General features: G+C 52.3%; 18 protein-coding genes. 10 read left to right on the top strand and 8 right to left on the bottom strand.

Going from position 1 to position 19,518, the window contains the following annotated elements; genetic code table 11:
- Positions 1–114 precede the first annotated feature (114 nt).
- From ACO0LN_RS04560 to ACO0LN_RS04580, 5 genes are all read right to left on the bottom strand, one after another.
- Entirely contained in the window at positions 115–1,179 is a 1,065-nt protein-coding gene (locus tag ACO0LN_RS04560) for an ABC transporter ATP-binding protein (protein WP_422971401.1), read from the bottom strand.
- A gap of 68 nt (positions 1,180–1,247) precedes the next feature.
- Positions 1,248–3,026, bottom strand: coding sequence for an ABC transporter permease (locus tag ACO0LN_RS04565; RefSeq protein ID WP_422971403.1), 1,779 nt, complete (start codon positions 3,024–3,026; stop codon positions 1,248–1,250).
- Between the two features lie 130 nt (positions 3,027–3,156).
- Positions 3,157–4,242 (bottom strand): ABC transporter substrate-binding protein, encoded by a 1,086-nt coding sequence (locus ACO0LN_RS04570; RefSeq protein ID WP_422971875.1) that lies wholly within the window; start codon positions 4,240–4,242, stop codon positions 3,157–3,159.
- Between the two features lie 103 nt (positions 4,243–4,345).
- Positions 4,346–5,326, bottom strand: coding sequence for a Bug family tripartite tricarboxylate transporter substrate binding protein (locus ACO0LN_RS04575; RefSeq protein WP_422971405.1), 981 nt, complete (start codon positions 5,324–5,326; stop codon positions 4,346–4,348).
- An 80-nt stretch (positions 5,327–5,406) separates the two neighbouring features.
- Positions 5,407–6,522 (bottom strand): ABC transporter substrate-binding protein, encoded by a 1,116-nt coding sequence (locus ACO0LN_RS04580; RefSeq protein WP_422971407.1) that lies wholly within the window; start codon positions 6,520–6,522, stop codon positions 5,407–5,409.
- 768 nt (positions 6,523–7,290) lie between these two features.
- On the opposite strand from ACO0LN_RS04580, the gene ACO0LN_RS04585 reads away from it, so the two are divergent.
- From ACO0LN_RS04585 to ACO0LN_RS04600, 4 genes are all read left to right on the top strand, one after another.
- Positions 7,291–7,965, top strand: a complete 675-nt coding sequence (locus tag ACO0LN_RS04585) for a response regulator (protein WP_422953873.1) — start codon at positions 7,291–7,293, stop codon at positions 7,963–7,965.
- Positions 7,965–9,398: a sensor histidine kinase gene (locus ACO0LN_RS04590; RefSeq protein ID WP_422971409.1), complete on the top strand. Its 1,434-nt coding sequence runs from the start codon at positions 7,965–7,967 to the stop codon at positions 9,396–9,398. Before ACO0LN_RS04585 ends, ACO0LN_RS04590 begins: the two co-directional genes overlap by 1 nt.
- Before the next feature lie 74 nt (positions 9,399–9,472).
- Positions 9,473–9,787, top strand: a complete 315-nt coding sequence (locus ACO0LN_RS04595; RefSeq protein WP_162044126.1) for a metal-sensitive transcriptional regulator — start codon at positions 9,473–9,475, stop codon at positions 9,785–9,787.
- 29 nt (positions 9,788–9,816) lie between these two features.
- Complete coding sequence (locus ACO0LN_RS04600) at positions 9,817–10,665, top strand: substrate-binding periplasmic protein (RefSeq protein ID WP_422971411.1); 849 nt, start codon at positions 9,817–9,819, stop codon at positions 10,663–10,665.
- A 130-nt stretch (positions 10,666–10,795) separates the two neighbouring features.
- Here the strand turns inward: ACO0LN_RS04600 and ACO0LN_RS04605 are convergent, their stop codons facing one another.
- Positions 10,796–11,395: a TetR/AcrR family transcriptional regulator gene (locus ACO0LN_RS04605; RefSeq protein WP_422971413.1), complete on the bottom strand. Its 600-nt coding sequence runs from the start codon at positions 11,393–11,395 to the stop codon at positions 10,796–10,798.
- Between the two features lie 87 nt (positions 11,396–11,482).
- On the opposite strand from ACO0LN_RS04605, the gene ACO0LN_RS04610 reads away from it, so the two are divergent.
- Positions 11,483–12,592, top strand: coding sequence for an aldo/keto reductase (locus tag ACO0LN_RS04610; RefSeq protein WP_422971415.1), 1,110 nt, complete (start codon positions 11,483–11,485; stop codon positions 12,590–12,592).
- A 163-nt stretch (positions 12,593–12,755) separates the two neighbouring features.
- Here the strand turns inward: ACO0LN_RS04610 and ACO0LN_RS04615 are convergent, their stop codons facing one another.
- Entirely contained in the window at positions 12,756–14,309 is a 1,554-nt protein-coding gene (locus ACO0LN_RS04615) for a DUF4080 domain-containing protein (protein WP_422971417.1), read from the bottom strand.
- Positions 14,310–15,085: 776 nt separating this feature from the next.
- On the opposite strand from ACO0LN_RS04615, the gene ACO0LN_RS04620 reads away from it, so the two are divergent.
- Positions 15,086–15,406 (top strand): hypothetical protein, encoded by a 321-nt coding sequence (locus ACO0LN_RS04620; RefSeq protein ID WP_422971419.1) that lies wholly within the window; start codon positions 15,086–15,088, stop codon positions 15,404–15,406.
- Between the two features lie 166 nt (positions 15,407–15,572).
- Here the strand turns inward: ACO0LN_RS04620 and ACO0LN_RS04625 are convergent, their stop codons facing one another.
- Positions 15,573–16,589, bottom strand: a complete 1,017-nt coding sequence (locus ACO0LN_RS04625; protein ID WP_422971421.1) for an HDOD domain-containing protein — start codon at positions 16,587–16,589, stop codon at positions 15,573–15,575.
- Between the two features lie 259 nt (positions 16,590–16,848).
- Between ACO0LN_RS04625 and ACO0LN_RS04630 the strand changes: the two genes are divergently transcribed.
- The 4 genes from ACO0LN_RS04630 to ACO0LN_RS04645 all read left to right on the top strand — a co-directional run bounded on the left by ACO0LN_RS04630 (position 16,849) and on the right by ACO0LN_RS04645 (position 19,459).
- Positions 16,849–17,877, top strand: a complete 1,029-nt coding sequence (locus tag ACO0LN_RS04630) for an alpha/beta hydrolase (RefSeq protein ID WP_422971423.1) — start codon at positions 16,849–16,851, stop codon at positions 17,875–17,877.
- Positions 17,874–18,236, top strand: a complete 363-nt coding sequence (locus ACO0LN_RS04635) for a type II toxin-antitoxin system PemK/MazF family toxin (RefSeq protein WP_422971424.1) — start codon at positions 17,874–17,876, stop codon at positions 18,234–18,236. Before ACO0LN_RS04630 ends, ACO0LN_RS04635 begins: the two co-directional genes overlap by 4 nt.
- A gap of 36 nt (positions 18,237–18,272) precedes the next feature.
- On the top strand, positions 18,273–18,590 hold the full coding sequence (locus tag ACO0LN_RS04640; protein WP_422971426.1) for a hypothetical protein: 318 nt from the start codon (positions 18,273–18,275) through the stop codon (positions 18,588–18,590).
- A 92-nt stretch (positions 18,591–18,682) separates the two neighbouring features.
- Complete coding sequence (locus tag ACO0LN_RS04645; RefSeq protein WP_422971428.1) at positions 18,683–19,459, top strand: NIPSNAP family protein; 777 nt, start codon at positions 18,683–18,685, stop codon at positions 19,457–19,459.
- Positions 19,460–19,518 lie beyond the last annotated feature (59 nt).

A 19,518-nucleotide genomic window follows, 5' to 3' on the forward strand; every position in this document is an offset into this window, starting at 1 on the left:
TAGATGAAATAAGTCTTCAGTATACAGTCTTGAGCAAAATTCCTGCCCTGAATGTAAAAAAGCCCCACATTGAATAACAATGTGGGGCTTTCCTGCGCTGTACAGCGGTTATTTTTAGTATAGCCAGAGCTTGTCGGCATCCAGTTGCAGATAATACTCACCCGGGCTCAGCTTGAAAGGTGAATACGCGCGCAAGCCGCCTTCTGTCTGACCAAACAGGCATTCCCAGCGGTCACCGAGATACATGCACGTCGTCAGCGGCAATTTGATGGCGTTCTCAGCCTGACTGTCAGTGATCCTGACTTTTTCAAGGCGGATGATGGCGGTCGCTTCTTCGCCTACATTCTTGCCACGCACTGTGGCTTTCAATGATGCACCATTGACACTGATGGTCGCAGTGTCGCCATTGCGCTGCACTACCTTGCCTTTGAGCTTGTTATTGCTGCCCATGAATTCAGCCGTGAACAGAGTATCAGGCGTTTCATACATGCTTTGCGGCGTACCCTGTTGTTCTATGACACCATTGTTCAATAACAGGATACGGTCAGATATCGCCATCGCCTCACCCTGGTCATGGGTGACCATCAGGGCCGACAGATTCAACCTGACAATCAGTTCACGCAAAAAGGCACGCGCTTCTTCACGCAGTTTGGCATCGAGGTTGGACAGGGGTTCATCCAGCAGGATGACGGGCGGGTTATATACCAGCGCACGGGCAATCGCCACGCGCTGTTGCTGGCCGCCTGACAATTGATGCGGGAAACGTTCACCCAGATGACCCAGGCCCAGTTGGCCCAGTACATCCTTGACCTTGTCATTGATTTCGCTGGTGCCCAGTTTGCGCAGCTTCAGGCCATAGGCGACATTGTCGAACACCGTCTTGTGTGGCCACAGCGCATAGGACTGGAATACCAGACCCAGGTTGCGCTGTTCTGCAGGTACTTCCAGGCCTTTGCTGCCATCAAAAATGGCACGTTCACCCAGGGTGATGGTGCCGGTCTTGGGTGACTCCAGTCCTGCCACGGCTCGCAACAAAGTGGTCTTGCCGCTGCCGGAAGGGCCCAGCAGGGCGACAACCTCGCCACGCTGCAAATTCATCGATACGCCTTTGAGAATGGGGTTGGCTGTCGCGCCGGAACCATATTCCAGGGTCAGATCTTGTACGCTTAATTCAGACATAGTGTGCTCTCGTATAATTTTTTAGGGCTATGTAATGTTTTGTTCTTGTCGCGCTATCAGTGGCTGGCTCAGTGACTCAGTTTCACGCCAAAGCGCAGAGCCAGGCCCAAACCGATGGCAACCAGGGTGATGTTGATAAAGGACAGCGCCGCTACCAGATCAACAGAACCGCCCGCCCACAGCGAAACGATCAATGCGCCGATGACCTCAGTACCCGGTGACAGCAGATACACGCCAGTTGAATATTCACGTTCAAAAATCAGGAAGACCATCAACCAGGCACCGAGCAAGCCAAACTTGACCAATGGCAGGGTTACGTCCCGTGTGACCTGGCCACGGCTGGCACCAACGGCACGTGCTGCTTCTTCGAGTTCAGGGCCAACTTGCAGCAGAGCAGTAGAAATCAGGCGCAAGCCATAGGCCATCCATACGACGGAATAAGCAATCCATACCGAGAAGATGGTCGAACGCAGAGCGCGCAATTGGGGGATCACATTTTCTATAAGCCAGACACAGAAGGCATTATCAAAACCCTTCAGGCCACCTTCCAGCCAGCTGGGTACAAACAGGAACACCCACAGGAAAGACAGGCCAGCCAGCAGACCAGGAATCGCACGTGGTACCAGCACGCTATAGTCAAGCAGGCGGGTAATGCCATCCGGTTTGCGGTGCATGGCCAGGGCGATACCGGCATAGCAAATCACGGCCAGCGCACCACCGATGATACCGATCAGCACAGTATTGAAAATACCGCGCATCAGCGAAGGTTGCTCAAGTATGTCCCTGAAATGCTGCAGCGTGATCACGTCAGCCAGTTTGACACCCTCACCCCAGTAAGAGACAAAGGCACGCAGGACGATGCCTGACAATGGCAAGACGATCGTGAAGATCAGCCAGGCTGCCAAAACAGCAAAGGCCAGCCATTTCCATTTACCCAGTGGCAGTGGTTTTTGGCGTGAACCCTTGCCCTTGATCGATACATATTTATTCGCTGACTTCAACAACCAGCGCTGTACCATCACCAGCGGCATGGTCACCGCGACCAGACATACAGCTGCTGCCGCCATCAGGTGATATGAAGGTGTGCCCAGTTTATTGGTCAGCTTGTACAAATAAGTCGCCAATACCAGATGGCCTTCAGGGTCACCCAGCACCAGCACCAGGCCGAACACTTCAAAACCAAGGAAGAACACCAGCACAGCAGCAAAGGCCAGCGCCGGCATGATCATTGGCAGGGACACATGCATGGCGACCTGGAAAGGCGAGGCACCTGCGACCCGTGCGGCTTCTTCGACGTCCGAGCCCAGGCTCTTCAGCGCAGCGGATGAATACAGATAGACGTGAGGCACGTGCGTCAGGCCAGCGATCAGGACTATGCTGAAGAAGGAATAAATGTTCCAGGGCTCAACGCCTGTCAACTGCTTGACCCACAGGGTATAAAAGCCCACCGGCCCCATGGAGACAACATAGCCAAAACCCATCACCATTGGTGAGACAAAGATAGGTACCAGCAACATTGGTTCTATCCAGCTACGGCCTGGCAAGTCGGTACGTATCATCAAAAAGGCTAGCAAGGCACCGAGCGGGACGGCAATGCCAGCCAGGCCAGAAGCCAGTATCAGGCCGTTCCAGAATGCCTGGCGAAAATCAGGATCATCAAAGATGAAGCGATACGAATCCAGACCCAGTTCTTTTACTGGCGAAAAGAAGGGGGCATTTAAAAAACTCTGGAACAGGATCAGTGACAGCGGCGTAAAAATCGCCAGCAGCGTCAGGGTCACAACCAGGCCACGCGGCCAGTTGAATTGCGACCACCGGCTGCGCGGAGGTAGACTCAGGGTGCTCATGCTTAGCCCAATATCAAGGGTTGAGATTCAATAGTAGTGTGGTTCGCCATACAGGCGGTGCGGGGAAAATATCCCGTAGGAAGAGCCGTTTGGCACCGTACAGCTTAAAACCGGCACGGTGCCCTCAGGCTTATTTTTTACCTGCTGTTTCTTTCCATTGTTTCAGGAAAGCGAGGCGTTTGTTTTGATCAAGATACTGCAACAACATGGGGTTGACCGGCAAAGGTTTGAGGCCGATACCAATGAGCTTTGCCAGGTCAGAGTAAGTGGTTTCACCCTTGACGTCAGCACGTATCGCATACAGCTTGGCTTCATTCGCAATCATGGTCTGGCCGCGTTTGGACAGGGTGTAATCCAGCCATAGCTTGGCCGCATTCGGATGCTTGGCTGCCTTGCTGATGAACATCACGCGTGACAGCACCAGGGTGTAATCTTTAGGGATTTGCACGCCTATCGACGGGTCTTTGGCAGCACGTACCAGGGCATACGAGCCGAGGATGTTATAACCGAGCAGGTTCTCGCCGGAAGACAGGCGTTCCAGCATGGTGCCGGTAGATGACTGCACGCGCACGCTGACATTGCCAAAGGCTTTCGCCAGTTCCCAGAACTCCTTGTTCTCACGGCTGTCCTGGGTAATGAACATGAAACCTACGCCAGATTTTTCGATGTCATAGGTAGTGACCTTGTTCTTGAATTTATCCAGCTTGCTATTGATGAGCTTGGCAAATTCGGCATGGGTTTTTGGTACTTCATCGGCTGTTACCAGGCGCTTGTTATAGACGAAGACCGCTGGTTCAAAAGTTGTGCCGTAAGCGGAATTGTTCCAGATCGCCCATTGTGGTATGCCGCTGATTTCTGGTGATGCATATTGCAGGCCATAACCGTCAGATACCAGCTTGGTCTGCAAATCCATGGCAGATGACCACATCAGGTCGGCGCTGTTGCCGCCTGCGGCCATTTCCGAGATATAGCGGTTATACACTTCGGTGGAATTCATGTCATTGTATTCAACCTGCACGTCCGGGTACATGCTGCGGAAATCCTTGATCAGCGGTTCCACGGCCTTGGTGTCGGTCGCGCTATAGATGACCAGTTTGCCTTCTTTTTTGGCTCCATCGACGATCTTGCTGTAGTCAGCGGGGTAACCGGCAGGTGCCTGCGCTTGCGCCGCAGTTTGCGCACTCAGCAGCACGCCGCCTGTAGCCAGTGCGATCATACTCTTGACGAAAAGTCTTTTTGTTTGCATTTGTCTTCTCCTGTTATTGTTTGTACTTTAGTACCAAGTGATAAGGGTTATAGGGTTTACTCATGACAGGGCACTAACGCACCATGCCAAATTCTTTTGCCTGCAGACGGTAATTATTGACGGCTTTCTGTATGTAAGCGGTCAGTTCCTTGCCTGTCATGGCGAAAGGAAACAGGCCGTGAATTTTTCTTTGTTCATCAAAGGCTGGGGTGTTCATCGCCTGCTGGAAATGCTCCACCCATTTCTGGTAATCGCGGTCGCTGACCTGCGGGCCCATATAGACGCCGCGTATGATGGGCCAGGTCACGTCGAAACCCTGTTCGCGCGCAGTAGGCACATTCGCTAGCGGGCCGGGCAGGCGGGCATCGGACAGCACCGCCAGCACACGTATCTTGTCATCCCGCGCATGCAGGCTGGCTTCCGATGCATCGCCTGATACTGCCTGTACATGGTCTGCCAGCAGAGCGGTGAAAGATTCGCCGCCGCCTTCAAACGCCACCAGGCGCATGCTCTTGGGGTCTATGCCTGCCTGTTTGCCAACCTGAGCCATTTTCAACCAGTCCTGGCTGCCGACAGTGCCACCGGCACCGATGGCGATATTTGCGGGCTTGCTCTTGATCGCATCCATCAGTTCGCGCAGATTCTTGTAGGGAGAATCCTTGCGTACCGCGATCATGCCGTAATCGGTACCGATAGCTGCGACCCAGCGTACATGGCTGGCATCGGATTTGCCAAACTTGCCTTCTGCCAGGTTCAGCAGCGAGCCGCCGGAATACGCAACCAGGGTATTCGCCTCGGCTTTTCTTTGGGTAATGATGGTGGTCCAGGCGATAGCGCCGACGCCGCCAGGCAGGTAATTGATCTGCATGGGCTGGCTCACGGTTGCCTGCTGTGCCAGCTTGCAGGTCAGGTCCATGCCTCCACCGGGTTTGGCCGGGACTATGCAGGTGGCTGCTTCATGCTTTTCTGCTGCTTCCGGCCTGGCGGCAAACCCCTGCAGGCTGGCGAGCAGGCTGCAGAGCAGGAAAGTCAGTTGGGCAGGCCGGATATGCATGTTAAGACCATAGGCTAAGGGTTACATGGATCATACCGAAATGAAACTTTCAGTAGGCTTTCACGAAATACTGGCATAGCTTATCTTAATATGATGCCATTTTTACCAACAATGGTCAGCTCTACAAAATGTGAGCCATCATGGTCCTTGGGACCATAGCTGACTTCCACCCCGCCCAGATCGACATTGCGCATGTTCTCCAGCGCCTGCAGCAGCTTTTTGGAATCTGGATTATTGCCAGCACGGCGCAAGGCTTCTGCCATTAATTTTGCAGCAACATAACCTTCCAGTACAGCATAGGACAAAGGCGGAGGATTTTTGGCCGATTTCAGTACTTTTTGCAGTTCTCTGACCACGGGTATACCTATGTCACGCGGATAAGGCATGACCTGCATGACGCCTATGCCACGTCCCTCTGCCCCCAGGGATTTGAAGAAATCATCAGAATTGACGTTCGACAGCATCAAAAATTGCGGTCTTTGCCCCAGTTTCTGCATTTGCCGTATGAAGTCGGCGCAGGCGGCTGGGGTACATGCCATTAACACCGCCTGTGGCGATGCGGCCGCGATACTGACAACGGCGGCATCGACTTTCATTTCTTTCCTGTCATATTTGGCGATGGCGGCGGCACGCATGCCGCGTTTTTCCAGGTTGCTGACAAAACCGTTCAGGCCATCTTTGCCAAAGCTGTCATCCTGGTGCAGGATGGCCAGTTTGCTGAGCTTGAGTTCCGCCAGCGAAGCAACCATCTTGGCCGCCTCATCCTGATAGCTGGCACGCAGGTTGAATACCTGGGCATGCAGCGGCTGGTGCAGGCTTTGCGCACCGGAGAAAGGCGCAATCAGCGGGATCGAATGCTTTTCCAGCAGCGGCAGTATGGCTTCTATGGTAGGTGTGCTGCGGTAGCCAAACAGGGCTATCGCATGGTCTTCATTGATGAGTTTCAGGGTATTTTCTTTGGTTAGCGCCGGATCGCGTTTGTCGTCATAGCTGATGAATTCTATGCTTTTTCCATGGATGCCACCCTTGCCGTTCAGCGCATCAAAATACAGTTGCGCCCCTTCGCGGTTCTCTTTTCCGGTGGCCTGGCCGGATAATTCTACGGACTGGCCGATGACGATTTTACCGTCTGCACTGGCGAGGGCGGGACAGATCAAACAGGCGAGCAGGAAGAAACTGAGGCGTAAGGGCATCATGATGGTAGTCTCCGGAATTTTTTTTGTAAGGGAGCATAGAGCCGGGGAGCTTTCAGTTTGCTTGCAGTGAAGGGGCTTTTGGGAGATTTGTGATGCGAGAATATTCAAGCTTTGTGTGCATTGGGATAATCTTATTAATGTCATTCCTGCGTGCTTTTGGTAGGAATCTAGTGGCGTTCATCGTATGCCGTATTGCTCGTTACATGACGTACTTTGACAAAAACGTTTGCCCTCCGTAGATACAAGCCGGGTCTCGGCCCGGCAGCCGAAATACTTTCTTTGCGTCGCCAAAGTAAGTATTCAAAGAAAGGCGACCCAGGCGTCGTCGCCCCCTAGAGGGGGTTCCCGTTTGTGCAGTACAAAAAATGGGAAGGCCCGAAACTCGCTTCAGCCTTGCTCTCAGGAACATGCGCTTGCAAGCGCATGCCGTTACGCAGGCGGACAGCATGCTGTCCGAAACCCCTGCTACACCTCAAACAGCGGTCCTTCTTTTTCCATTTTCTGTACCGCACAAACGGCGCCTACACATGGGAACTGCTAACGTCAAAAACAACATCAACCCCAAAGTCAAACCCAACAGCAACGCCATTACGTCCACTCGTTAGAAAATTACCTAAAAAACAATCTCACCAATACAAACAGCATTGTTATTTTGACCTTTCATTCCCACATAGACCGTCCTTTTCTTGTCATAAATAGTCACACAGATAGTGACGCCTTTGAGTCAGGCTGGTAGCCTAGCGTGTATCCGGAGCAAACAGGCTGTGTATGCGCATACTATTAGTTGAAGACCATATCGAGTTGTCCCACTGGCTGGCCAAGGCGCTGAGGGACGCCCACCTGACCGTGGAAACCGCCATGAACGGGGCAGATGCCGATGCGCTCCTGCATACCCAGGAATATGCGCTGGTCATTTTGGATCTGAGCTTGCCAAAAATGGATGGCATGGAGGTGTTGAAGCGCATGCGTGCGCGTGGCAGCAAGACGCCAGTGCTGATTTTGACAGCCCGTGGCGGCCTCAATGACAGGGTGCAGGGTTTGAATTCGGGTGCGGATGATTATCTGCCCAAGCCATTTGAGCTGGCTGAACTCGAAGCGCGCGTCAAAGCCCTGTTGCGCCGCGCCCAGGGTAATGAGGCCGTGACCCTGACTTGTGGTGCCCTGAGTTTTGACACCGTCACGCGGCAGTTTCATTATGAAGGCCAGCCCTTGTCACTGACGCCGCGAGAATATGCGGTGCTGGAAACCCTGATCAGCCGCCCTGGTCAGGCTGTATCCAAGGACAAGCTGTTCGATGAAGTGTTTGCCCTTGATGATGACGCCAATCTCGATGCCATAGAAATTTATATCCACCGCCTGCGCAAGAAACTGGATACCGTCAGCACAGGCAAAGTTGTCATCGTTACCCTGCGTGGCATAGGTTATCTGCTGGAAGCACGCTGATGGAGCGGCCTTACCGACTGGGGAGTTTGCGCGGCCAGTTCTTGCGCTGGCTCTTGATACCCCTGGTCTTGCTGGTAGCGCTAAATGCATTTTCGGTTTACCGCAATGCCCTTGATGCAGCTGATCTGGCTTACGACCGCTCCTTGCTGTCGTCGGCCAGGGCACTGGCAGAGAGGGTGCAGATTGTCGATGGCAAGGTGGTGGCGAACGTACCCTATGTGGCCTTAGACAGTTTTGAAACCGATACCCTGGGGCGTTTGTATTACAAGGTCACCGGCGTCAATGGCGAGTTTGTTTCTGGTTATGAAGACTTGCCGGATTTGCCCAAAAATGTGCCGCGTTCAGAGATCTACCCTGCCCTCGTGCATTTCTTCCATGCGGATTATCAGGACCAGCCTGTGCGCATCGCCGCCCTGCATCAGCCTGTGTATGACGACCAGATGCGCGGTATTGCCCTCATCGAAGTCGGTGAAACCCTGGACGCACGGCGCGGCCTGTCACGTAAAATCCTCATCGATACCCTGCTGCGCCAGGCTGCGCTGGTGCTGGCGGTGGCACTCATGGTCTGGGTGGCTTTGCGCTTTGTCCTGGCCCCCATCATGCAATTGCGTGCCGACGTGGAGGCGCGTGAGCCGACTGATTTATCAGGCTTTGACCCGAATGTCGTGCACAAGGAAATACGTCCGCTGGTGAATGCCATGAATGCCTATATGGAAAGGCTGCAGACCCTGATCAACGGGCAAAAACGCTTCATCGCCGATGCTTCACACCAACTGCGCACACCACTGACGGTATTGAAAACCCAGGCCGAGCTGGCGCTGCGTGAAAACGATGTAGCCGCCATGCGCCAGATCGTCGCCAGCATTGCCCAGACTACCGATGCCACCGTCCATCTGGCAAACCGCCTGCTGACACTGGCGCGTACTGGCCATGGTGCGGCAGCGGCAGAGCTGGATGACATCTTGCTCAACCAGCTCGCGCAAGATGTCTGCCTGGAACTGGCTATGCCTGCCGTGCGCAAGCAACTGGATCTGGCGCTGGAGGCTGATCAGGCTGTGCCTTACCGTGGCAATACGCTGTTGCTGCATGAAATGCTCAGCAACCTGCTCGACAATGCCATACGCTATACGCCAGAAGGTGGCCGCATCGTGCTGCATGTATACCAGCAGGATGGCCAGGCGCATATCGATATCCAGGATACCGGGCCGGGCATCACAGAGGCCGAGCGTGAAAAAGTATTCGAACCCTTTTACCGCGCCTCTGCCAGCTCGGTTGCCAATCCCGGCGGCACCGGCCTGGGGCTGTGCATAGTGCATGACATTGTCAAGCTGCATGGCGGCGAGATCAGCCTCGACAATGCCAGCCTGAATACACTAGCCACATCTGAAACACCGGGCCTGCGTGTGCATATCCGTTTCCCGCTGATAGCCTGACTGGTGTAGCATACTCGGTAGTAGTATAAGAAGGATACGCAGAGACTTCATCAACATCGCGAAGGAGCATTTTCATGGCAGATACTCCCCCACTGAAGATAGTGCAAGGCACGGCTTTGAACGATCAGCAGAAAAAAGACCTGCTGCATCGTCTGGCCAGAGTGGAAGGGCAATTGCGCGGCGTGCAAAAACTCATCGCCAAAGCAGCCGTACCCGCTGATTGCGAGGCAGTAGCGCAACAGATGTCCGCCGCCCGCAAGGCGCTCGACCGTTCTTTTGTGACCTTGCTGACCAGTGCCGTTGTCACCCATGCAGAAAAGGCCGAGACGACGGAAGAAGCCGTCGCCAGTACCCGGCGCCTGGCGTCCTTGCTGGAAAAATTCGCCTGATGCCGGACTAAACCTGCATCAGTCACCACATGTCCATCCTGGCAAAAGTAGTAGCGGGCAAGTATATGTGCGGGCTCTGGCAGCCTGTGCGTCTGGGTGTGCGTTTGCTGTTCTTGTCTTCTGTTTTGTTGATTGTCACTCCTGGCTCAGCGACAGAAGCAGCAAAGCAGGACAAACTGGTCTTGCTGATACGTGAGTTGCGTAATGAAGCTGGTGACATCGTTCCGATACGCGATGAAATCCGGCAGTTGCTGAATTATTTTGAGCACCATCTGCAAATCAAATTTGAAATTCGCCGTTATCCGTGGACGCGCCTGCTGGTGAATGCAAAAAACGGCGAAGGCATTATCTTTGGTCTTTCAAAAAACCGTGAACGCCTGCAGACCTACCAATTTTCCGAAGTCATTTATGCAAACTATGTCTGGCTGGTCACGCGCAGTGATTCCAGCTTTAGCTATAACAGCATGCTGGACCTGAAAGGCAAGACCGTCGGTGTCATACGCGGCACCAGCTACGGTGATGAGTTTGATAGCCAGCGCAATGTCTTGTTCCAGGTTGAAGAAGACGTAGGTTCACACGGTGCGCGCCTCAAAAAACTCATCAATAAAAGAATGGATGTGATGATCTTTGGTGACCGTCGTGCCCAGGCAGATGAAGTCGAACAATTATTGATACGCATACTGCGCAAAGAATCCAGCAGCGGTGACAAGACCCTGGAGCACGGCTTCAAGGTCTTGCCCAAGCCCATGCTGGTCGATGAATTACATTTCGCTGCGGCTGGTGTGCAGTATGAAAAATGGATACGTAAGCTCAATGCAGCGATACTGGCAGGCAGGAAATCTGGCGAGATCAGCCGCATACTGATCAGCGATAAATGAGTGCATGCAAGCGCCCGCCTATCAAATTGAGGAAATGAATGTGCAAGTTTCAATGTTTGAAAGTATCTGCCGTAATCTGCCAGCTATATTTAACTCGGTCAACATCAGCATACAGATGCTGGAATCTGTATCACGGCCAAATTTTCATTGCAGTCTCAACTACCTTAAGTAATTTGTCGCGCGTTGCACCATCTCTTGCCAGTGTTGACATGCCTTGAATAATGGACATGGTGAGTGCCGCCAGTCCGTCGGCATCTGTTTCAGCAGGCATTTGCTTGCTTTTTATGGAACCCGTAATCTTCTCCCGGAGTTGTGTTTCTATTCCATGCCGGATTTTTGCCAACTCCACTTTGACGTCATCGGCGGCAACCGAGCAACTGATCGCCGAACTTGCCAACAGGCAGCCAGCGGGGGTGTCCTTGCCAGTGAATCCGATTGCTGCTGCGTTCAGTAAACCCAGTGCGGCCTCACGTCCTGTGGCAGCTTCATTGATAATTGTCCCGGACGTCACTGGCCCTGATAAGTAAAGGGCGACGGCATTTAAGAATAATCCCTTCTTGTCGCCGAATGCAGAGTAGATGCTTGACGGAGTTACCTCCAAGGCTGTGGTCAAGTCGTTCAATGAGGTCGCTTCGTAACCGTGCTGCCAGAACAGCATCATGGCTTTTTGCAATGCTATGTCCCGGTCAAATGATAATGGCCGGCCTTTCTTGCGGGAAGTCATTTTCATATATTTGTAGCGATCACTAGTAAATTAATTGCATTCTTGAGAAATCCGGGCTATGATTTTCCTATCAATCACTCGGAAAGTAAAGTTATGCCACTCACAGACTACCGCACTCTTGGGCGTTCTGGCCTTGTCGTCAGCCCATTTTGCCTGGGGAGCATGACTTTTGGCACTGCACGCTGGGGTTCCGGTGAAGAGGCATCTCGTGCCGTATTCAATGCTTATGTAGAAGCCGGGGGTAACTTCATTGATACTGCAGATGTCTATTCAAGTGGCCGTAGTGAAGAGATGCTCGGCAGGTTTATTCAAGAGCAATCACTACGAGACCGTGTTGTGCTTGCGACCAAGTCAGGTTTTGCAGATGGGCATGGGCCCCATGCTGGAGGCAATGGGGCAAAGCACATACACACTGCCCTTGAGGGATCGTTGCGGCGCTTGCGCACTGATTATATCGATATGTATTGGATACACGTTTGGGATTCTGTCACACCGGCAGAAGAGTTGCTTGAGACTATGGCTGCACTTGTCCGTTCAGGCAAAATTCGATATTGGGGCTTGTCTAACACGCCAGCCTGGTATATCGCCAAACTGGCGACGCTGGCACAAGTGCGGGGTGTGCCTGGTCCGATTGCGCTGCAATACTTTTATTCGCTTGCTAACCGTGACATCGAAGATGAGTATATGCCGATGGCTGCGGAATTTGGCATGGGTATAGTGCCATGGAGTCCGCTTGCATTTGGTCTGCTGACCGGGAAATACGACCGTACTGTCGTTGAAGCTTCTGCACCCAGAGCCGGAGGATTGCCACGAGAGGCAGCTAAAGAAGGTGAGCAGAGAGCAGAGGGGGACAAGCGGCTGGATGGTACCAACCCTTTCGGTGATACCCTCTTCACCGATAAAAATTGGGAAATTGTGAACACGTTGAAGAGGCTTGCCACCGAAACCGGATTGAGTTCCACGCAAATCGCCTTATCCTGGATAACGGGCCAGCGTAGCGTGACATCAACTTTAATGGGAGTAAGCCGCGTAGAGCAGGTATCTGCTAACGCAGCAGCCTTGGAAGTCGTCTTGTCACCGGAACATAGAAAAGCGCTTGATGAAGTCAGTGCACCTGACCCAAAAATGCTTTACAGCCTTTTTACTCCCTTGCTTCGCCAGCATGCTGTCTTTGGCGGCAGCACAGTGCGTGCCTGGCTCTGATGAAGCATGACGTCAGACTGAAATACTGGAGATGTCGGGTTTTGGAGTGCAATCCAATTTATCACGCTCAATGAAGACTTCTCTAATCCGGTGCAAGGTGTGATTGAGTTCCCAGTAAGCTCCCGACCCAGGCCAAATGATTGAGATCGGAACTTCGCATATCTCAAGCTGCCAGATGTCGCGCCTGTCTTTGCGGCAAAGCCCTCGCCACGACTTCCCTGGCAGCCTCTTTCCTGGTCTGTCTTTGCGGTGCTGATGGATCAGCTTTGTTGCCTTGCCTGTGTATGGCTAGACCGGCGTAGTCCTGGGATGCCGCTGCCTGCACTGCTTCACTGCTTACGCCATGTACCTCCAGCAACCAGTTGTTGACGAGTGCGGCCAGTTTGTCGAGAGCAATGCGGTGTGTTGCATCGGTATTGACGAACAACCAGTCTGATAAGGCCATGAAGTTTTCAAAGGGCGTGTCTGCCAGTATCAATGGCAGGCTGTATGAAAAACGTCCTGAGTTGGCGATCATGTCCCAGTAGCGGGCAAAGCGTATCAGCCTTTGCATGTCGCCAAAGGCAATGTCCTTGTTGGCCAGGATGGTGTAAGGCGGTTGCGGATCAAACGCCAGTTGGTAGGCTTCTGTGTGGCGGATAATCGGTGTGCCGCGCAGGCGTTTCAAGATGCCGAACTGTATCTCATGTGGCCCCAGGGCCACCAGCTTGTTAAAGCCAGCGGCAAAACTCTGCATGGTTTCACCCGGCAGGCCAGCGATCAAATCCACATGCAAATGTGCGTGTGAATGCTCACACAGCCAGCGTATGTTCTCGGCGGCTTTTTCATTATTTTGTTTGCGGCTGATGAGGGCCTGCACGTCGGTATTAAAACTTTGTATGCCTATCTCAAATTGCAGACTGCCTTCAGGGAATTTTTGTATGCCTTCTTTCAGGGCATCCGGCAAATGATCTGGCACCACTTCAAAATGGGCGAATACCGGGTCATGCGGTGCTGCTTCGAGTTTATCGAGAAAGAACTGCATGATCTTCAAGCTGGTTTTGATATTCAGGTTGAACGTACGATCGACAAATTTGAACAGGCGTGCACCACGCTGATACAGCACTTCCATCTCTTGCAGGAACTGGTCTATATCAAACGGCCAGGCTGTCTTGTCGAGTGCCGACAGGCAGAATTCGCATTTGAAAGGGCAACCGCGTGAAGCCTCCACATACAGGGTGCGGTGACGGATGTCCTGATCGCTATACAGATGGTAAGGCAATTGTATGTCGGCCATAGCTGGTTGCAGGCCCGCATGCACTTTCATCAGTGGTTGCGGACCGTGCAGGATTTGTTGGCACAGCGCAGGGAAGCTGACATCGCCCCACCCGGTAATCACATAGTCAGCCAGGCGTATGATTTCCTGGTCGCCAGTTTCGTGCGATACCTCGGGGCCGCCGAGTATCACGACGACATCAGGTGCGACGCGTTTCAGAACAGCGACAATTTGCGTGATTTCAACGACATTCCAGATATACACACCAAAGCCGACGATGAATTTTTCACCGGGCTGGCGCAATGCCAAAATTCTTTCGACAATATCGGTACTGCGCCCACCGGTGACAAATTCCTGTATCCGCGTGACTGGCTGCAGCTCGCCCATATTCGCAAGCAAATAACGCAAGCCCAGTGAAGCATGGGTATAGCGGGCGTTCAGGGTGGTCAGCAGGATGGTCATGGTGCGAAAAGGCGGGAGCAGCTAAAAGTAGCTATTGTACGCCTCAACGGCAGACATCCTGCCATGATTACTGCCCATTGCTGCGCGACGCCAGACGGTCGCGCATATGCTGGTGAAGAAACTTACTTATCTGGCACTGTATGCCTCAGACCTGATTCAGCTATAAATTCGGTCTGTAAATTCAGCCTGTATAGATACTACTTGTGTGCAATTACTAATTACTACTGATGACAGCATCAGACTCAGTCAGTCAGGGCAGCAGTCAACATCACGATAGTTGCCAGTATTTGAGCAAAAACGATAGCGGTGATCATGTTTATTTCCTTGGATGATTAAAAACAAGTTCATGATACTGGCTGGAAACTTGTTAATCCAATCACATGATCAGATGTCTGTTATATGAAATATGAATGTCATTGTTAAGTAATATTTCCAATTCACATGGATGTAATATAAGATCCTTAGCTCACGGCAAAGCGCATATTCGTCTGTATCGCCTCTAACTATAGATTTGCAGTCTGAGCTTTTTCCATCCTTGTCTCTTCGCTTTCGCATGTCGTGCAGGATAGTGCCAGCACTTGTCCAGGCTATCTAAGTCATCCAGTCAGCCCTCTTACACGCCGTTTTCGACATCAAATTCTCCGACGAAAAAAACGTTGAAGAGGTGTTTTTGACACTTCAATCTCCGTTTCCTGCATTTCGTCGCATGCCCCTCGCGGATTGACAACGCAAGCTCTAAAGTACACACATCAACCAACCACAAAGAGGAAAACGAAATGAAAAACACCATCAACAGCACATTCAAATCTGGCCTGATTCTTTCTGCAGCATTGCTGACAGGCGCACTGGCAATCACTGCTGCTTTTACTCAAGGTAAAGCAGAAGCAAGCATGAATGTTGCCAGCGTAACGATCTCTGCAAAACGTATGACTGAAGAGCAAAAAATGGCGTATGACGCCACACAAAACGCAATGCAAACTGTGTTGATCAGCGCTAAAAGAATGACTAATGAAGAAAAACTGGCGATGGATGAAGCTGAAAAATTCCAGCGTCAGCAAGTGGCACAAAAAGCCGCTCGCAAAAATATTCAGGGCTGATCAGCATGTGTTTTTTGCGCGATAACAATCGCCAGAAACGCGCGGGATGCCAGAGTCTGCAAGCGGTTTTTTATTGACGACAGCCCGTTTTTAAAACAAAGATTTTCGACTGCAGTACCGATCTTCAGGAAGTTTTTGTTTTGAAAATGGGCCAGGGAAATAAATACTAGGCCTCATCCTTTTCCTGTACGTGCAGCGCCGTAAAACAGCGCTGCATTTCTGCGTCTGCAGCCAGACGCAGGTCTTCATCGTCGTCACTGATGACAGCGGCATTCACCAGCAATCTGATTTTGCTGATGTCGCCCGCTTGCTTCAACACCAGGCCCAGATCCTGTAATGGGCCATCATGGCTGACCTGGTCTTTCAGAGCTTGCATGACAGCATCAGGAAAATCCCATTCTTTGGCAATTCGGTAAGACAGGATATGTGCCATGTGTAAAAAGCGCAGGCGAAATTCTGTCGCTAGCGGCATGACCGGTGCCACCATGATCTGATCAAGGCTGCGAAACGCAATGATCAGGCCGATGTTTTGCACCAGACCGGTCAGGTAGGCATGAAAGCCATCAAGCCCGCGCTCCTGCGCCAGCAGGCGGCAAGCCTGCGCACATTTTTCTGACTGTTCCCAGATCAGCGGTGCAACCACGCAAGTGATACGGCCAGACTGCAGTTGTATCAGCGGCCTGAAAGCCGTGCGCGCCACCAGTAGGCGCAGTCCATTGATGCCGAGCAGGCGTATCGCATTATCGAGGCTGCTGATCTTGTCTGCCGGGCTGTAATAAGAGCTGTTCACTTCAGAGATGATCTCGGCGACCAGGCTCACATCCCTGCCGATATGGCTGGCCAGTTCATCACCAGAGACATTTTCATTGCGCAGGCTCTTCAACAACTGCGGCAGCACGCTGGGCACGCGCGGGATATGGCGGGCATCGCTAAAGTCTGCCCTGACCAGGCGTTCCAGTGCAATCAGCAGTGGCTTATCTGCGCCATGCTGTACCTGCTTGCCATAAGCACCGAGCAGCCACGGGTAAAACCGTGAATCGACATCAAAGCCAGCTTGCCAGGCCCCTTCTTCGGCGACAATATCTTCAGGTGCGCTGAAGACAGTGGCTGCCTGCAGTGCTTCTGCATCAGCAGCAGAACCTATGCCCAGCCGCCGCCATAAACTGCGCAGCAAGCCTAACACCCTGCCTCCTGCTGGCAGTGGCAAACTAAAACGAAGGGGGACAGCAAGACAGTCGCCATCATGTCTGAAGCACTCCTGTAGTGGTTGCCTGCTATATTCGCATAAACCCGGTCTTGCATGCACGCCTGCAACACGTACTTGCCCCGATAATGTTACTTTGCTTTACAAGTTGTTGCATAAATAGACTAGTGCAACAAGCGCCGGATTTTCTAAGATAGGGGCTTAAACTGGTACTGACCTGATGATACGGAGTTTCATGATGCCCAAGCCTGCCGATATGACCACCCTGCCCCGCTACGCCTTGCGAGCGACAGCCGTTTGCCTGGGCTTCCTGCTCGCCTTGCCCCTGATTGCTTCGACTGCTGCCACCGCTGGCACCCTGCGCGACAAAATCATGGAAAGACGGCAGGAAAGAAAAGAGCAGCGGGCAGAGCAGGTGGCTGAAAAAAATGAGATGACTGAGGCAGAAACCACAGACCTGGCACCGCAAGGCCTGCCAGCCGGCACCAAAGTCCTGCGTGATATCGCCTATGGCAGTGACAAGCGCCAGACCATGGATGTTTATCTGCCAGCGAATGCAACTAATCTGAAATCCATGCCTGTCATTTTCATGGTACATGGCGGTGCCTGGAAGATAGGCAGCAAAACCGCGCGTGGCGTGGTCGAGAACAAGGCAGCACACTGGCTGCCCCAGGGCTATATATTCGTCTCCATCAATTACCGCATGTTGCCCGACATTAAACCGCTGGAACAGGCTGACGATGTCGCCAAAGCCCTGGCAACAGCGCAAAACAAGGCGGCAGAATGGGGTGGATCTGGCAAGCGCTTCATCATCATGGGCCATTCCGCCGGGGCGCACCTGGTTGCCCTGCTGGCCAGCAACCCGTCCATCGCCGCCCGGGCAGGTGCCTCTGCCTGGCTGGCGACTATTGCGCTGGACAGTGCTGCCTACGACATCGACAAGATCATGGGACAAAAGCATTACCGCTTTTATGATGAAGCCTTTGGCTCTGATCCCGCTTACTGGCAGGCCAGCTCACCCACCCTGCAATTGAAACAATCCGCAGCCCCGTTCGTGGCCGTGTGCTCCAGCCTCAGACCAGACAAACCCTGCGCCCAGGCGGGTGTGTTCATCGACAAGGCCAGGTCACTGGGTATGCAGGCCATGTTGCTGCCGCAAAGCCTGAGTCATGCTGACATCAATAAGAATCTCGGACTGGATAGTGCGTATACCACCGCTGTAGATAATTTCATCAAGCCGCTCGTTGCGGCGCAGACCAGTCCATGACAAGCAAGATCAAACGCGGTGACATTTACTGGGCCAGCCCTGATGAAGAACGCAGTACCGTCGCTGGCCTGGCGCATCCGCATGTGATCGTACAGGATGATGTCTTCAATCAGTCGCGCATCACCACCACTGTCATATGCGCCCTGACCAGCAATCTGAAGCGCGTGACCGAACCGGGTAATGTCATACTGGAATTGGGCGAAGCTGGTCTGGATAAACAAAGTGTGGTCGTGGTATCGCAGATATCTTCCATCCCTAAAAATCAGCTCGGCGAGTTCATAGGTCATTTGTCTGATGAGCGGGTCATGCAGATACTGGCTGGTATCAGGTTTCAGCAAAAGACTTTTTTTGAAGCCTGATTCTGAACCTGGTGCAAAAATATAAAAGGCTCAGCAATGGCTTATGACCTCGTAGTTGGCAAAAGCAGCAAAGTAAAAGACGCACCGGATATCGTAGGTGGGATCGAGTTTGATGAATTGCCGCAGATTGCCCGTTTATTGAAAAGGGTAGATATTTCTTTTTTACACCGCATTTCCAATCTCTTCGAAGACCAGGCATTTTCTGAAGATGAAATAGAACAGGCTTTCAGCTCTCTGTTGCCTTTGCTGCTACTCGACTTGCAAGCAGGTGAAAGGCAATTCCTGCAAAAACTGATTTCTGTCCTGACTTATGCAAAATGGAAGCAATCATGTCTGTATTGCGTTGCAGATTGATTTTCTTGCCTTATTAGGACTGGTATCGTCCTAATTGCAAGATATGCTGACTCCATCGTATTTACACACATTCGTAGTCATGGAGAACAGCAATGCTTACCTCATCAGATACTACAAGTCTGGACAAGTCCATTATGGCCGCTGAGTGCTGCAATATCGTGGAATTGCGCCAGTATGTGACTTACCCAGGCAAACGGGATGCACTGATCTCACTGTTTGAGAAGCACTTCATAGAAAGCCAGGAAGAAGCCGGCATATGTGTGCTCGGTCAGTTCCGCGATATTAACGATCCCTATCGTTATACCTGGTTGCGTGGCTTTCCCAATATGGACGCACGCAAGCAGGCGTTGACGGATTTTTATTCAGGCAAGACCTGGCAGGCTTACCGCAATGAAGCCAATGCGACCTTGTACGATAACGACGATGTGCTGTTGCTGCGCCCTGCCTCCGCTGGCAGTGGTTTCAGGCTGTGTTCGTGTACCAGGCCTGCGCCGGATAGTACTGCTCCACGTAGCGGCTTCGTCGTAGCAACGGTTTACCATTTCGCGCAGGAAGTGACGTCAGACTTCATCAACAAATTCAATGAGCGCTTGATGCCCATGTTTGAGCTCCATGGGGCACATATCATGGGACGTTTTGTCACAGAAAAAAGCCACAATACCTTTGAGCGCCTGCCCGTGCGTGAGAATGTGAATGTGTTTGTCTGGTTTGCTTCCTACCCTGACCGTGCAGCCTATGAAGCCTATATGGCAAGGCTGGCGGGGGATGCGCTATGGCGCGATAAGGCATTTGCTGACTTGTATAAGTCATTACAAGGCTGGCCTGAGATCATCATGCTGGAACCTGCATCACGTTCGCTTTTGCCTTGATGCCTGATTTTTGCAAATTTGCACATAGCTGGATTAATATGTGCTCACTCTTATTGTCA

Source organism: Undibacterium sp. TC9W (assembly GCF_049339865.1).
In the GTDB taxonomy this organism is placed as follows: Bacteria; Pseudomonadota; Gammaproteobacteria; order Burkholderiales; family Burkholderiaceae_D; genus Undibacterium.